This is a genomic window from Bacillus paramycoides (assembly GCF_001884235.1).
Taxonomy (GTDB): Bacteria; Bacillota; Bacilli; order Bacillales; family Bacillaceae_G; genus Bacillus_A; species Bacillus_A paramycoides.
In genome coordinates, this window is record NZ_MAOI01000112.1 from 12095 (window position 1) to 28687 (window position 16593).

Sequence of the window (16593 nt, forward strand, 5' to 3'; positions counted from 1 at the left end):
TTTACAAAAGGAAGCCTCCCCTGGCTTCCTTATTAAATAAAAATAGACGAGGTGCGAATATGAACGGATATGTATATTTAGTTGGTGCAGGACCAGGTGAGGAAGGGCTTATTACAAAAAAAGCGATAGATTGCTTAAAGCGTGCAGATATCGTCTTATATGACCGCTTATTAAATCCTACCTTTCTTAGTTATACAAAAGAAACATGTGAACTTATTTATTGCGGAAAAATGCCAAAGAATCATATTATGCGACAAGAAATGATTAACGCCCACCTCCTTCAATTTGCGAAAGAAGGAAAAACCGTTGTACGCTTAAAAGGCGGAGATCCCTCTATTTTTGGTCGTGTAGGTGAAGAAGCAGAAACTTTAGCAGCAGCGAACATTCCATATGAAATTGTACCAGGTATTACATCTAGCATCGCCGCTAGTAGCTATGCAGGTATCCCCCTCACCCACCGTAACTACAGTAATAGCGTTACTTTACTAACTGGACATGCAAAAGGTCCTTTAACCGATCATGGAAAATATAATTCATCCCACAATAGCGACACAATCGCCTACTACATGGGTATAAAAAACTTACCTACCATTTGTGAAAACTTACTACAAGCAGGAAAAAAAGAAGATACGCCAGTAGCAGTCATTGAATGGGGTACAACTGGCAAACAACGCGTTGTCACAGGGACACTTTCAACCATTGTTCATGTGGTCAAAAACGAAAATATTTCTAATCCTTCAATGACGATTGTTGGTGATGTCGTTTCCTTACGTAATCAAATCGCTTGGAAAGAACGTAAACCATTGCACGGTAAAAAAGTATTATTTTCAGCTGCTACAAATAAAGAAAGTTCAATAAAACAAATGTTACAAGAATGCGGTGCAGAAATATATCAAATTCCAACTTTCAAAAAGAAAGAATACACATTAACCTCTGAACAAATCAATGAGATTTTTAGCGTTGATCGCCTTGTATTTTGTTCTCCTGAAAGTATAGAAATCTTGATGCGATCATGCAGTAAACATCATAAAGATATTCGTTCCTTACACGCGGAACTTCAATATATGAACCTTTCCGTTCAAGAAAAGCTTACGCAATATGGATTGTTAAGTAAACCTGCACAGTTTTCTTCTCATTCTACTATTTATTTAGGCCGAAACATTAACCGAATTGCTTTTATTCAAGAAAAAATTGGTGCTGGTTCTTATATGATGACTCATGAGTATACAATTGATAATCGCTTCGATGAAATTCATTCACGTATGCTTTCTGAATTCTCATGGGATAGCATTGTATTTGAAGGGCGTGCTTCAATTGATACGTTTCTAGCAGAAGTAAAACGTCTTGGCTTTATGCATATTCTTACTCTTCCCTTCTCGTATACAGACGTTCCAACTTTACACTATGCGAATAAAGTCGGGTTTCATAACGTAGATCATCCATTACAAGACATTATTACGAATAAGGATATGGTGAGACAATGAAAGGAATTGTATATGTTGGACACGGTAGCCGATTACAAAAAGGTAACGAACAATTCATTCACTTTATTCACTCTGTTATGAAAGAACGTAACGAAAGGATTCAAAAAATAGCTTTTCTTGAACTCACAACTCCTACCATTCAAGATGCAGTTACAGAAGCGGTAATAGAGGGAGCAACTGAAATAATGATTGTACCTGTTTTATTATTTGCAGCTGCTCATTATAAACGTGATATTCCTTTTGAGATAGAGCAAATACAAAAGGAATATCCACATATAACATTTTCAGTTGCACCGCCTTTTAGTACACATCCACGTATGGTTGAACTTGTAGTAAAACGCATACGTGAAACTATGCCAATGCAAGGTAGTAGCGTTCTGCTCGTGGGACGAGGTAGTAGTGATCCTCAGCCCATATATGAGTTACAACAAATTGGATCAGCTGTCGAAAGAAAACTCGGTATGCTAGTATCTTGTTCCTTTTTAACAAAAGGAACTCCCTCTTTTACCGCTGAGCTCAAAAATATAACATCGAATACTTCCCATGTATATGTTATGCCGTACCTTCTCTTTACTGGATTGTTGCTTCAAAAAATTAAATTGCACACAAAAAAATATGATCACGTTACAACTTGTAATTGTCTTCAGTTTGATACATATATGAAGTTAGCATTATTAGAACGAATGGAGGAATGTGTGTATGTATAGCATGTACCCTCTTATGTTTAATCTAGCTCAAAAAGTAGTTGTTATAATTGGTGGTGGTAAAATTGCATATCGAAAAGCGGCTGGATTAAAAGATACAGGTGCTTTTGTCACCGTTGTCAGTCCAGAGATTTGTGAGGAAATGAAGCAGCTGCCTTATATTACATGGAAGCAAAAAAACTTTACTGATGATGATATTATAGATGCCCACCTTATCTATGCGGCAACAAATCAACATACTGTAAATTTGATGGTCAAACAGGCCGCCCATGATTACCAATGGGTTAACGTTGTAAGTGATGGTACAGCATCCTCATTTCACACACCTGGCGTCATACGAAATGATGACTATATTGTCAGCATTTCAACTTCAGGTAAAGATCCATCGTTTACAAAGCGTATGAAACAAGAATTAACTTCTGTCCTTCCTAATCTTATAAAAAGACTTTCTCGTACTCACAAATTGTAATCTATTTCTTAGCTAAAATAGTAATTAACTTTGGACAAACGTTTTTTAGAGGCGTTTGTTCTTTTTGTTTTGGTTTTGGTTTCGTTTTTTAGAATCGCACAAGCAATTGGACAAGAATCTGCGAAGAAAAATAATGGTGTTGGAAACTTGTAAGCAAGTGAATTTTATGACAACTGCAACATTACGGCATAAAAAAACAGTTTATTGAAAGCAACTGGTTCAATAAAGGTTTTATATTGGATATTCATTCAACCAAATTAGCGCTTGTTCATAATCATCAAAAAATTTTACAGATTCTTTTGTATTGGATTGTTGTAAATAATTCATTATCTCCCCTTCTTCAAGGAGAAACGCAATTGCCTTACTGTGATTCAAAATGGTTTCATTGAAGAACTTATCTTTCCATGCTTTTTGAACAGAAAAATGATTTGGCGTGTATCCTTTTCTATTCACCAACAATTTGTATTTCCGACCCTCGGAAATGAATTGCTGACAAACCTGCTCAAAGCCATTAAACCATTCATAAACATCATCTGTTTTTATCTTGCCAATTAGATGGGTAACAATTAAATCTCCTGAAACTGTTGTGCTGATATTCTGTTTACTCAACTTGGAATCATCTCCCTTAGTTACAATTATGCGTAAAAATCTCATAAAATCAATAAGGATAAAATTCTTATGCAATAAAGCAACATTATTTACGAAAAGAGCCTTGTTATTAATAAAACAATTCATTCTCTTTTGTTCAAGTAAAAAAAAGGATGCCTCTACTAGACATCCTTTTTTTCTTATTAATTATTCTTTAACATCACTAACAGCTTCTCTTGGCTATACATCCACACTGTAATGATTAAACAAGCAAGTGCTACTTCTGATAATGCCATAAATCCAATTGCATAATGACCTGTTAGTTGGAATAGTAACGTTAAAATTAATGGTGGGAAGAACCCTCCTAGTCCGCCTAAAGCTGAAACTAGTCCATTTACAATCCCTGCTTGTTCAGAGAAGTACATTGGAACCAGTTTAAAAATTGTACCATTTCCAATACCTGCACAAAATGCAACTAGTAAACAACCAAATGTATACATATGCATACTAGGCATAAATGATAAAATAATACCAGATAGTGTTAAGCCGATAAATACGAAGATTAATATTTTAAATGGATTAAACTTATCACCAAGCCAACCACCAATTGGGCGCATCATTGTTGCTAATACGATGAATCCTGCTGTCCGCATACCTGCATCTACTTTCTCTAATCCGAAGTGAGATACTAAAAAGTTTGGTAAATATACTGTGAATGCTACAAATGATCCGAATGTTAAAAAGTAAAAGATACATAAAAACCAAAGTTTTTCATTTTTATATACACCTTTTATTTGTTCTATTAATGGTGTATTCACCTTTTTCTCCTTACGATCGCCTAATAAAAAGTTCATAAGTGCAAATGCTGCAAGTAAAACTAAATAACACTGTACAGTTGTTCTCCAGCCAACTGAAGTTGCAATAACAGGTGCTAAGAAGGAAGTAATTGCTGTTCCTGCGTTACCGACACCGTAAATACCATTTACAAAACCGTGACTCTCTTTCGGAAAGTATTTTGGTAAAGAAGTTACCCCTACCGAGAAAACAGCTCCACCGATTCCTACAAATAAGCCACCAATAATTAAATCCATCATAGAATTGGCAACACTAATATAAAAGACAGGGAATAATAAGAGAATAAAACTAATAAAGAATAATTTTCTTGCTCCGTAACGATTTGTCCAATAACCAATTGGAATGCGAAGAATAGAACCTAAAATAACGGGTACTGCTGTGACCATAGAAATTTGTCCTGCAGTTAATGGAATATCCACTTTAATATAAGGCATTAATGATGATAAAATGACCCATACCATAAAACCGATAACTAGATTAGAAGTTTGTAAGCTTAATTGAAAATTAGGACTTTTCATCCTGTTCCCTCCTATGTATGCATAGTTATATTAATTCCCTCCAGTCTAATCACGTACTAACATGATTAGACTGAAAAGAATCAACCACCACTTACTGGCGGAATGATTGCTACAACATCACCAGTTTGAATTATGTCGTCTTCATTTGCATATTCTTCATTTATAGCGACCATAATTTCGTTTGAAATTACTACGTTGTATTTCTTTATAAGAATATCTTTTACCTCAGCAACCGTAATATTTTCACAATCTATTTGCAACGTTGACTTACTTGCTTCTTCTTGCAAATTTGCAAATAATAGTACGTCAATCATCTTCTCATCTCCTTTTCAGGCTCACCATTTACATATGCTACTTTCTCTAACTGATCACCTATCCATGACTCACCATCTTCCCAAAACTCCTTTTTCCAAATCGGAACAATTTGTTTAATACGTTCCATAATATATTCATTCGCCTCATAAGCTGCTTTCCGATGTGGTGTAGAAACGGCGACAACAACGGCAAGATCAGAAATTTGCAATGTACCAATGCGATGTGTAATTGCCACATATGTCCCAGGCCACTTCTCTTCTACTTCGATACCAATTTTCTCGAGCTGTTTTTCCGCCATATTCTTATAAGCCACATACTCTAAATATAGCGTACGACGTCCTTTCGTAAATTCTCTGACAGTACCAATAAAAGTAGTAACAGCACCACACTCACGCCGAATTACTTTACTTGTAACATCTTCAATCGAAATAGGTGTATCAATTACTTCATAATACGTATGTGTCATCTTGCACCTCTTATCTTTGTCTAAAACATTTTTTACATAGATCATTAAATGGGATCCTAATCTGTGGAAAATCCATCAATCTATTTTTCTACTATTTGTATGATCGAAGTGGTTCTTCCCATGGCCACTCGCTTCCTAAGTTCGATTCTAATAACAGTACAGAAACAGTTATTCCTGCTTCAAATCCTCTTGTTCCACCCGGTAAAACGATAAATGCATTCGCATCTGCAAGTGAAGAAATTGCACTAGATTTATCTAAACCAACTGGTATAACTTGCAATTGACCATCTACAATTTCCACTTTTCCTCTAATAAAACGAGTAAATGGGTTTGCTTTCGGAAAGTCTTTTTGTAAAATTGCTTCTGCACGATATACATGCGGATCTTTCCTATGCAAATATGTTTGAATGACTGGTCGAACATATAATTCACATCCGACATAACAAGCAGAAGGATTACCAGATAGACCAAATAATAGTTTTCCTTCTAGCTCAGCTACAGTTGTCACACTTCCTGGTCGCATCGCTATTTTATTGAAAAGTACATTAGCTTGTAATCTCTCATAAATAGCAGGTAAATAATCATAGTCTCCTACTGAAACACCACCAGTTGTAATTAAAATATCAACTTCTTTCATCGCCTTTTTTACAGTGTTATAACACGTCTCTAAATCGTCAACGAATTGTCCATAATACCGTACAATTCCACCTGCTCGTTCAACTTGAGCGGCTATCATATAGGAGTTACTATTTCGAATCTTCCCTTGCTTCAGTTGCTCATATACTTCCAAAAGTTCACTTCCTATTGTTACGATCCCAATAACCGGCTGCCTTACAACATTTACTGAACTATAACCAAATGTAGCAAGAAGCGCTGCTACTCCAGGATTAATAGCAGTCCCTTTTTTCACAAGTAGGGCATTTTGTTTTACATCTTCTCCTTTAAAAGAAATGTTATCACCAGAGGCGAAAGGACGTTTTAACTTCATATATGTTTTTTCGTTTTCTTCAAACCCTTCCGTTAGCTCTAACATAACAACGGCATCACAGCCCACTGGAATTGCGGCTCCTGTCATAATACGTACAGCTTGAAATGTTTTCACCTCTTTTGTAAAAACAAAACCAGCCCCAATTTCACCAATAACTTCGAACTGAATCGGATTACTGCTACTTGCTTCTTTTGTATCTTCCGCTCGAATCGCAAACCCGTCGTATGGAGAGCGATCAAAATGCGGGACATCATGATCCGCAACAACATCTTCTCCAAGAATTCTTCCATAGCTTTCTATAAGTGAAACCTTTTCAGTTTCACCTCGATGAGCGTACTCCATTACACGTGCGACTGCTTCTGCCACTGGAATTGGTATACGGTTTTCTACCATTCTTTTTTCACCTCATTTTGATAAGGAGAAACTTTCTTTCTGTTCATCCTATATATTTTGCGTATAATCGTTTTGCTATTTTCATATCATTTGTCCCATGAATAAATGCCCTACCGTCTGTAAATAAAACAAAACGATATTCATCAATTAGAAACGATAGTAAATACGGAGTTTTTTGGACATTCACACTTTTTTGTAAGCGCTTTTGAATTTCTTCTAAATTAAGAGTTTTCTCTATTCCTGGACGGATTTGAACGGTATTCCGCCCGCATAACACTTCAGTTTTCATCTGTGATTCAAATGTTAAACTTGGGTACGTGCGTACATTTCCACAAGATGGACATGTACTTTTTTTCTGCCTATTTACTTTTAATGAGAGATATTGATTGTTCCAAATATCAAATGATAACATTGTCCCTCGCAGCGCCTGAAAATCATCCACCAATATTTTCATTGCTTCTGTTACTTGGTTAGCAACGACCATTTGTACAGCTGGCTGAATGATCCCTGCTGTATCACATGTTGCACCACCCATAGGATGATCCATTAAGCAGCGAAAACACGGTGTTTCCCCTGGAAGAATTGTATACGTTACACCGTAACTTCCAATGCATCCACCGTATATCCAAGGTATATTTTCTTTTTGTGAAATGTCATTTATAAGTAGGCGTGTATCGAAATTGTCAGTCGCATCCAGTATAAGGTCCACTTCTTTTGTTAACTCTTCCATTTCTTGCACTGTGACATCCGTTACAACTGACACAATTTCTACTTCAGAATTAATCTTTCTTAAATGCTCTGCCGCTGCAATTGCTTTTGGTTTACACTGCTGCGCATCTTCTTCTGTATATAACTGCTGCCTTTGTAAATTACTCCATTCGACGTAGTCACGGTCAGCAATCGTCAATTTCCCAATTCCCATCCTAACGAGCGCTTCCGCATTTGCAGCGCCAAGTGCACCCGCACCAATTAGGAGCACATGTTTTTCTCTTATTTTTCTTTGTCCCATTTCACCAATTCCAGAAAACAATACTTGCCTTGAATAACGCTCCTGCATATGGAATCCTCCTTTCGTTATCCACCAATATAAGACATTTCAACTTTTGGACGTTTTTTTGTACTTTCTGCCGTTCGTTCATCTGAATACTGATCTTTTCTAGACTCCCATGTATGTTGTAGAATTTTTAATAGTGATGCATCGGAAATATTTTCTCGCAGAAGCGTTCGTAAATCCATTCCTTGGGTTGCGAATAAGCACGTAAAAAACTTACCGTCTGCCGAAATACGTGCCCTCGTACAAGAAGAACAAAATGACTCAGAAACAGAAGTAATAAATCCAATTTCTGCATCGCTCCCTACATATCGATACAATTTTGCTACTTCTCCAAAGTAACGAGGCTTAACGGGCTCAATAGGATATACACGATTAATTTTTTCTATTAATTGTTCCTTCGTAATGACTTGTTCAAAGTTCCAGCCGTTCGTACTGCCCACATCCATAAACTCGATAAAACGGAGCTGAATTTCTTGTTCTTTAAAATAACGAGCCATAAGAAGAATTTGACTATCATTCATCCCTTTTTTTACGACCATATTTACTTTTACTTCTAATCCAGCTGCCTTTGCTGCTTCGATTCCTTTCAATACAGGTTTTGTACTTACATTTCGTCCATTAATTTTTTGGAAGACATGATCCTCTATCGCATCTAAGCTAATATTTACACGTTTTAATCCTGCTTGTTTTAATGCCTTCGCTTGTTTTGCTAAATGAATACCATTTGTTGTGAGTCCAATATCTATTAAGCCTTCTAGCTTTACAAGCCTTGCAATTAACTTCGGTAAGTCTTTACGCAATAAAGGTTCACCGCCAGTGAGCCTAATTTTTTCAACTCCCATACTTATAAATAATCTCGCTAATCGTTCTATTTCATCGAACGTTAATAAAAACTCTTCCTGTAAAAAAGCGTAATTAGGTCCGAACACTTCCGCTGGCATACAGTACGTGCACCTAAAATTACAACGGTCAATAACTGAAATACGTAAATCTTGAAGTGGCCGCTCTAAAGAATCTTTCATCTTCTCGTGCATCTATATCCCTTCTTTTCTACTCAAATCCTTAGTAAGCTTTCAAATTTTTCATTTGCCTTCATTATAAAAAAGAAGCTACATATTCAATGTGACTTTTCTCACATTACTTTCCCCATTCAAAAATTCTTCACAAATCCGTTCGAATTTTGTTCACATCTCTAGCCTCATTCTCTTTTTCAAAATAAAAAGCTTAGAGTTATATAATTCCTTACTACAAGTAGCTTTTTTAAAATTTAATGCTGTTTTCCCTTACGGTCATTGAAATTTTACTTTATTTTTAAAATAGCTCTTGCATTTTCATCATACTTACACTCACAATAGGAAATGTATTGCTTATAAGAAGAAAGGTGATCGCTGTGGCAAACAGTATGACATTATCTCAAGATTTAAAGGAATTACTCGCATCTGTTGAATATAAAATGCAGATTAAAAAAGGAAGTTTTATTTTTCAAGAAGGTATGGAAGCAACAGAACTCTATATCATCCACTCCGGAAAAGTACAAATTAGTAAACTAAGTGCTGACGGGCAAGAATTAACACTTCGTATTTGTTCAGAATACGACATTATTGGCGAATTAACATTGTTCACGGACAATGCGAAGTATTTATTAAATTCAAAATGCCTTGAAGATGTTGAAGTAGGAGTTATAAAGCGTGAAGCCTTAGAAAAAGCATTACTCCAAAAGCCCGCTCTTGTATTTGAATTTATGAAATGGATTAGTGAACATTTAAGAAGAATGCAAACGAAATTCCGAGATTTAGTATTACATGGCAAAAAAGGTGCCCTATATTCTACTCTCATTCGAATGACAAATAGTTATGGTGTTTTAAAAGAAAATGGAATTCTCATCGATTTGCCATTAACAAATCAAGAACTTGCAAATTTCTGTGCAACTTCACGTGAAAGTGTAAATCGAATGTTAAATGATTTAAAAAAACAAGGTACGATTTCTATTTATAAAGGAAAGATTACAATTCATGATTTACAATTCCTAAAATGTGAAATCTCTTGTGAAGATTGCTCTGCCTCTGTTTGTAGCATTGAGTAGCATCTTATTTAGATGCTACTCTTTTTTTCATATTTAGCTACTTCACACATACAGTTACTCGCACCTATAAGGAAAGCCAAGGCCTCCAATTAGACCTCGGCTTTCCTTATAAATTACTAAACATATATAACAAAATTATTTTTTCAATTCATTAGGAATACGTCTTCTGTAAATTACATAACTACGGCTTAAATATTTAATTGGGGCACTAAATACATGTACAAGTCTTGTAAATGGCCATACTGCGAAAAGCCCCATCCCTGCAATAATATGAATTTTAAACCATACAGGTACTTCCATCATATATTCAACTTTCGGTTGGAAAATAAAGAGACTTCGGAACCATGGACCAATTGTTGTACGGTAATCAAACCCTTTTGAGTCGATATTTAAAAACGTTGAGGAAAGTCCTGCCAGCATTACAATAAGTAATAAAATAAGCGCAATATAATCTCCCTTTGTACTCGTTGCAATGATACGTTTTACTGTTACACGTCGGTACGTTAATATAATTAAACCGATGATAGAAGCAACACCTGCCGGAAGCCCGAAACTAATTGCAACTATATGGTACATATGCTCTGAAATCCCTATTGAACGGTATACGGACTCTGGAATTAAAATGCCCATAACATGACCGCCGATTACGAACATTATCCCAAAGTGAAATAATAGACTTCCGATTCGGAGCATTTTCTTCTCTAATAGTTCACTAGATTTTGATGTCCATCCAAATTGATCATAGTTGTATCTGAAAATATGTCCACCAATAAAGATTGCAAAAATGATATAGGGAAATAACACCCATAGAAATTGATCCATCATTTTGACAACTCTCCTTTCTAATTCATTTGTACTACCCAGGCGTCGATAGCTAGGAGTACGGCTGCAAGAATTGGTTCGTACATACAGTCTGCTTCTTTTAACTGCCCGTGCAATGCTTGTATATTCTCCTTGTATTTACTCATGATTGGTTCACTATCTTGCTCATTTGCATTTGCAAAAAACTCAAGCAAAAGCGGTAAATAATCAGGGAGTTCTTTATCTGTTACGCTAAAACCAGATTTTTTATAATGCTGTTTTAACTCTAATAATTCAATACCTCTTTCTCTTTGTTCACCAGTGTTCATATAAGTTAAATACATATTTGTCTTTTTACCAAAGTCGAATGTATATACGTAAGAATCAATTAATTGATCGTTCGTTTTATCCAGTGCTTGTTTTATAAATGCTGTAAGTGATGCTTTAACATCTTCCTGTTCAATTGCTTCAATCTCTTCTTGTAATTCAGTTAAAGCTTCTCCCCACCCAAGTTCCGGGTAGGAAAGAAGAAAAGAAGAACAAGAAAAAGCAGTTTGTAAACTTTGTTTCATAATTTTCTGCCCCCTTTATTTATGAAATTGTCGTACAAGAGCCTGGGCCACCCGCGAAGGAAAGACCACAGCTTCCTTGTTCACTATATAAATCTGCAACTTGTTCGCGGTGAGATGTCGGGATGACGAAGCGATCTTTATATTTCGCGATAGCAAGAAGACGATACATATCTTCTACATCTTCTTTCGTTAAACCAAGTTCTTTTAATACAGCTTCATTTGGTTCTTTATTAATTTGCAATGCTCTCATATGTGTTCGCATGACAGCCATTTTTTTCAATGTAATACGAATGTGTGATTCATCTCCTGCAGTGAGTAAATTCGCTAAATATTGAATTGGAATACGCATATTATCAATAGCAGGGAAAATCTCTTCTGCTTGCCAGTTACTACCTTTCCCTTCCACCATATTCATAATTGGGCTAAGCGGTGGGATATACCAAACCATTGGCATTGTACGGTATTCTGGATGAAGAGGAAGAGCAATTTTCCAATCGATAATCATTTTATAGATTGGTGACTCTTGTGCCGCTTTCATCCATTCTTCAGGAATGCCTTGTTTTTTTGCTTCAGCTGCTACTTCTGGATCATTTGGATCTAGGAAAACAGTAAGCTGAGATTCATATAAATCCTTTTCATTTTCAACAGAAGCCGCTTCTTTTACTTTGTCAGCGTCATATAGCATTACCCCAATATATCGAATACGTCCTACACATGTTTCAGAACAAATTGTTGGCATACCAGCTTCAATACGAGGGAAACACATTGTGCATTTTTCTGCTTTATTCGTTTGCCAGTTAAAATACACTTTTTTATACGGACAAGATGATACACAAAATCTCCATGCACGACATGCATTTTGATCCACAAGAACAATCCCATCTTCTTCACGTTTATACATCGCACCAGATGGACAAGACGATACGCAAGATGGATTCATACAATGTTCGCATATGCGTGGTAAATACATCATAAAGACATTTTCAAAATCCGTTTTAATTTCTTCTTCCATTTTCTTTACGTTTGGATCTTGTAATCCTGTAATATGTCCGCCTGCTAAATCATCTTCCCAGTTTGGACCCCATTCAATTTTGTCGATAAATTCGCCTGTAATTGCTGATTTCGGACGAGCAACTGGTTGATGCTTACGCTGTGGGCTATTTGTTAATGTTTCATAATCATAGTTCCAAGGTTCAAAGTAATCATCAATTGTTGGTTGATCTGGATTGTGGAAAATATTCATAAGACGCTTCATTTTCGAACCGGATTTCAGCTGAATTTCACCATTTTTCAATTCCCAGCCGCCTTTGTATTTCTCCTGATCTTCCCATTGTTTCGGATAACCAATTCCAGGTTTCGTTTCTACGTTATTGAAATACATATATTCAGCACCTGGACGATTTGTCCAGGTGTTTTTGCATGTTACGCTACAAGTATGGCAGCCGATGCATTTATCTAGGTTCATTACCATTCCGACTTGCGCTTTAATCTTCAAGCCAATCTACCTCCTTCAATTTGCGAATTACAACGTTTAAGTCGCGCTGGTTCCCAGTCGGACCATAATAGTTAAATCCATAGCTTAATTGACCATATCCACCAATCATATGTGTCGGTTTAACGTGAATTCGAGTTGGACTATTATGCGTTCCCCCTCGGTTACTAGTTAATTTCGTACCAGGTACGTTAATGTGGCGATCTTGCGCATGGTGCATAAATGCCATTCCTCTCGGTATACGGTGCGTTACAACAGCACGTGCTACAACAACACCGTTACGGTTAAAGCACTCGATCCAATCATTATCAGCAACGCCAGCTTCAGCAGCGTCCTCTTTATTCATCCAAACAGTTGGACCACCTCTAAACAGCGTTAACATCGGTAATGAATCGAAATACATACTATGAATCGACCACTTATTATGCGGTGTTAAATAGTTTAGTGTAATCTCTTTTCCTTCTACTTCAGGTCTAGATTTACGGAACGGTTTATGTTGCAGAATTGGTTTAAATGTTGCCATCGTTTCACCAAATTCTTTCATCATGTCATGATCTAAGTAGAAAGATTGTCGACCCGTTATCGTTCTCCAAGGGATAAGACGTTCAACATTTGTTGTAAATGGTGAGTAACGTCGACCACCTTTTTCAGAACCTGTAAAGGCTGGAGAAGTAATTACTGTTTTAGGCTGTGCTGTAATTTGTTCAAATGTGAAGCATTCTTCTTCACGTTCTTCTGCTAAATCACGTAGTTTTAAATCGGTTTGTTTTTCAAGTGCTTCCCATGCTTTTACAGCCATATGACCGTTTGTTGTAGAAGAAAGTGTTAATACCGCCTCGGCAGCATTAATTGCTTCTTTTATGTCTGGGCAACCTTTCGCAATAGAATCAGTCCGAACAACTCCTAATCGACTCTTTAATTGCTCATACTCTTTTTCTGCAGACCAAGAAATCCCTTTCGTACCAATCGGTTGTTTCCCTGCATTTGGTCCAAGCGCTGTCATTTTGTCATAAATCGTTTTATAATCCCTTTCAACAATATGAATTTGCGGCATTGTTTTACCTGGGATCGGTTCACACTCACCTTTGCTCCAGTCTTTAATCTTGCCAAGTGGTTGTGCTAATTCTTGCGGTGTATCGTGAAGAAGTGGTGTTGCAACAACTTCTTTCATTGGTTCAAGATCAATTTTCTTCGCTAAATCTGACACAGCTTTAGAAAGAGAGGTGAAAATATCCCAGTCAGAGCGTGCTTCCCATGGTGAACCGATTGCTGGATTAAATGGATGCACAAATGGATGCATATCTGTACTACTTAAATCATGCTTTTCATACCAAGTTGAAGCAGGTAAGACGATATCAGAATAAAGCGCTGTTCCAGCCATACGGAAATCTAGATTAATGAGTAAATCTAACTTCCCTTCAGGTGCTTCTTCATGCCACTTAATTTCTTCTGGTCGTAATGAATCGCTATCATCATTCATTAATCCATTTGTTGTACCTAATAAATGTTTTAAGAAATATTCGTGACCTTTACCAGAACTTGAAATTAAGTTTGCACGCCATACGAATAAGTTGCGCGGGAAGTTATTTTTATTATCTGGATCTTCAATCGCAAATTTCAGTTCTTTTTCTTTTAGTTTTTGCGCAACGTATTTTCCAATTTCTTCTTGCGTTGTTGCACCTGAAGCAACTGCTTCTTTATATAATTCAATTCCATTTTTCTCAAATGTTGGATAAGAAGGTAACCAGCCAAGTCGTGCAGCTAATACGTTGTAATCACCGTGATGTTGATAACGTGAGTTGCCCTCAACTGGTGATGCTAAATGCCCAACTGGTGTATCTTCATAACGCCATTGATCTGTTACAAAATAGAAGAAAGATGTACCGTTTTGTAATTTCGGTGGCCCTTGCCAGTCTTTTGCCATCGCGATGGTTTGCCAGCCTTCTGCTGGTCGCAATTTTTCTTGACCAACATAATGTGCCCAACCGCCGCCGTTTACACCTTGTGCCCCAACAAGAAGAACAAGATTTAAAACTGCTCGATAAATCGTATCAGAGTTAAACCAATGGTTAATACCGGCCCCGACAATAATCATCGAGCGTCCATTTGTATCAACAGCATTTTGTGCGAACTCACGAGCAATTTGAATAATAAGCTCTCGTTTTACTCCGGTCATTTTCTCTTGCCATGCAGGTGTAAACGGTACGTCATCATTGAAATCGTTCGGTTCTTGCCCACCAAGCCCTCGGTTCACACCGTAATTTGCTAACGTTAAGTCGTATACAGTTGTGACGAACACTTCGCCTTCTTCTGTCGTAATTTTTTTCACTGGAATTGTACGTTCTAATATTGTATTTCCATCATCAGAGAAGTACGGGATTTGTACAGTTTCAACAGCATCTTCCATTCCAAGTAAAGAAAGACGTGGATCAATCTTTTCACCTGTTTGTTCATCTTCTAAACGTAAGTTCCATTTCTTTTCGTTATCCCATCGTGATCCCATTGTGCCATGAGGTGTTGCAAAATCGTTCGTATTTTCGTTCCAAAGAACAGGTTTCCATTCCCCTAACTTTGTTTCACGTCCAATATCAGAAGCGTTTAAGAAACGATCAGCAACAAATTGATTTCCTTTTTGTTTCAATGTGACAAAGAACGGAAAATCAGTATATTGCTTTGCATACTTTGTGAAGTATTCCACTTGATTATCTACATAAAACTCTTGCAAGATCACGTGCCCCATTGCCATCGCAAGTGCACCGTCTGTACCTTGCTTCACACTAATCCAATCATCAGCAAACTTTGTAGACTCAGCGAAATCAGGACTTACAGAAACCACTTTCGTTCCTTTATATCGAACCTCTGCTAAAAAGTGGGCATCTGGTGTTCTCGTCATCGGTACATTTGAACCCCATGTCATAATGTAGCCAGAGTTATACCAGTCACTACTTTCTGGTACATCCGTTTGATCGCCCCAAATTTGCGGAGAAGCTGGTGGTAAATCAGCGTACCAATCATAGAAACTAAGCATTGGCCCACCCATAAGTTGCATAAAACGGCTACCAGCTGCATGACTTAACATCGACATAGCTGGAATTGGTGAGAAACCAACATTTCGGTCCGGACCATATTTAATTACTGTATAAAGTAATGAAGCAGAAACGAGTTGTAATACTTCATCCCAATTCGCGCGAATGAATCCCCCTTTACCACGCGCCTGCTTATAAGCACGTGCTTTTTCAGGGTTTTCCACAATGCTTTTCCAAGCATCTAGTGGTGATTTATGATTTTGTAATTCCTCTTGCCACATATTCCAAAGAACACCACGTACATATGGATATTTCACACGAAGTGGACTATAAATGTACCAAGAAAAACTCGCTCCACGCGGACATCCTCGTGGTTCAAAGTCAGGCATATCAGGACCTGTTGTTGGATAGTTAAGCTCTTGTCCTTCCCATGTTACAATTCCATCTTTCACATAAATGTTCCAACTACAAGAACCAGTACAGTTCACACCGTGTGTAGAACGGATTACTTTATCATGCTGCCAACGCTTTCTGTACACATTTTCCCATTCACGATCTTCATATGTTTCTTGTGTATGATTATCGTTATAACGATCTATTGGTGAAAAATATTTTAAACGTCTCATTAGTGCTGAAGGTTTCTTCTTCATACTGTTCACTCCTCTAATACGTCTCTCTTACATACCCTTACTATAAGAGAGGTTGTAAAATACAGATGTGACATTTCGCACAGTTCAAGAGATTGTCAAAAATTCAGTGGAAAATATGAAAAAGTGAAAATCTAA

General features: G+C 37.0%; 15 protein-coding genes. 4 read left to right on the top strand and 11 right to left on the bottom strand.

The window, feature by feature from the left end:
- The first annotated feature begins 59 nt into the window (after positions 1-59).
- Genes BAU28_RS23695 through BAU28_RS23705 form a run of 3 tightly spaced genes read left to right on the top strand, consistent with a single transcriptional unit; the run spans position 60 to position 2657 of the window.
- Positions 60-1484 (top strand): uroporphyrin-III C-methyltransferase, encoded by a 1425-nt coding sequence (locus BAU28_RS23695; RefSeq protein WP_071720211.1) that lies wholly within the window; start codon positions 60-62, stop codon positions 1482-1484.
- Complete coding sequence (locus BAU28_RS23700) at positions 1481-2191, top strand: sirohydrochlorin chelatase (RefSeq protein WP_071720212.1); 711 nt, start codon at positions 1481-1483, stop codon at positions 2189-2191. Before BAU28_RS23695 ends, BAU28_RS23700 begins: the two co-directional genes overlap by 4 nt.
- Entirely contained in the window at positions 2184-2657 is a 474-nt protein-coding gene (locus BAU28_RS23705) for a precorrin-2 dehydrogenase (RefSeq protein ID WP_071720214.1), read from the top strand. Before BAU28_RS23700 ends, BAU28_RS23705 begins: the two co-directional genes overlap by 8 nt.
- A gap of 231 nt (positions 2658-2888) precedes the next feature.
- Here the strand turns inward: BAU28_RS23705 and BAU28_RS23710 are convergent, their stop codons facing one another.
- The 7 genes from BAU28_RS23710 to moaA form a co-directional block, all read right to left on the bottom strand.
- Positions 2889-3392, bottom strand: coding sequence for a SpoIIAA family protein (locus BAU28_RS23710; protein ID WP_071720216.1), 504 nt, complete (start codon positions 3390-3392; stop codon positions 2889-2891).
- 56 nt (positions 3393-3448) lie between these two features.
- Positions 3449-4618 (bottom strand): nitrate transporter NarK, encoded by a 1170-nt coding sequence (gene narK, locus BAU28_RS23715; RefSeq protein ID WP_071720218.1) that lies wholly within the window; start codon positions 4616-4618, stop codon positions 3449-3451.
- 80 nt (positions 4619-4698) lie between these two features.
- A complete protein-coding gene (gene moaD, locus BAU28_RS23720) occupies positions 4699-4932 on the bottom strand; it encodes a molybdopterin converting factor subunit 1 (protein WP_071720219.1) in 234 nt (77 codons plus the stop codon).
- Entirely contained in the window at positions 4929-5399 is a 471-nt protein-coding gene (locus BAU28_RS23725; RefSeq protein WP_002171623.1) for a molybdenum cofactor biosynthesis protein MoaE, read from the bottom strand. The genes moaD and BAU28_RS23725 overlap by 4 nt, the downstream gene beginning before the upstream one ends.
- Positions 5400-5490: 91 nt before the next feature.
- Positions 5491-6780 (bottom strand): molybdopterin molybdotransferase MoeA, encoded by a 1290-nt coding sequence (locus tag BAU28_RS23730; protein WP_071720221.1) that lies wholly within the window; start codon positions 6778-6780, stop codon positions 5491-5493.
- 43 nt (positions 6781-6823) lie between these two features.
- Positions 6824-7837 carry a molybdopterin-synthase adenylyltransferase MoeB gene (locus tag BAU28_RS23735; RefSeq protein ID WP_071720223.1) on the bottom strand — a complete coding sequence of 338 codons (1014 nt, stop codon included), beginning with the start codon at positions 7835-7837 and terminating at the stop codon, positions 6824-6826.
- 17 nt (positions 7838-7854) lie between these two features.
- Positions 7855-8868: a GTP 3',8-cyclase MoaA gene (gene moaA / locus BAU28_RS23740; protein ID WP_071720225.1), complete on the bottom strand. Its 1014-nt coding sequence runs from the start codon at positions 8866-8868 to the stop codon at positions 7855-7857.
- 356 nt (positions 8869-9224) lie between these two features.
- Here moaA and BAU28_RS23745 point away from each other — a divergent pair, with 356 nt between their 5' ends.
- Entirely contained in the window at positions 9225-9917 is a 693-nt protein-coding gene (locus tag BAU28_RS23745) for a Crp/Fnr family transcriptional regulator (protein ID WP_048372512.1), read from the top strand.
- A 135-nt stretch (positions 9918-10052) separates the two neighbouring features.
- Here the strand turns inward: BAU28_RS23745 and narI are convergent, their stop codons facing one another.
- From narI to BAU28_RS23765, 4 genes are read right to left on the bottom strand one after another with little or no spacing between them, the layout of a single operon-like run.
- Complete coding sequence (narI, locus tag BAU28_RS23750) at positions 10053-10742, bottom strand: respiratory nitrate reductase subunit gamma (RefSeq protein WP_071720227.1); 690 nt, start codon at positions 10740-10742, stop codon at positions 10053-10055.
- A 17-nt stretch (positions 10743-10759) separates the two neighbouring features.
- Complete coding sequence (gene narJ / locus BAU28_RS23755; RefSeq protein ID WP_071720229.1) at positions 10760-11290, bottom strand: nitrate reductase molybdenum cofactor assembly chaperone; 531 nt, start codon at positions 11288-11290, stop codon at positions 10760-10762.
- Positions 11291-11309: 19 nt separating this feature from the next.
- Positions 11310-12785: a nitrate reductase subunit beta gene (gene narH / locus BAU28_RS23760; RefSeq protein WP_071720231.1), complete on the bottom strand. Its 1476-nt coding sequence runs from the start codon at positions 12783-12785 to the stop codon at positions 11310-11312.
- Complete coding sequence (locus BAU28_RS23765; RefSeq protein ID WP_071720233.1) at positions 12775-16458, bottom strand: nitrate reductase subunit alpha; 3684 nt, start codon at positions 16456-16458, stop codon at positions 12775-12777. Before BAU28_RS23765 ends, narH begins: the two co-directional genes overlap by 11 nt.
- Positions 16459-16593: the final 135 nt, after the last annotated feature.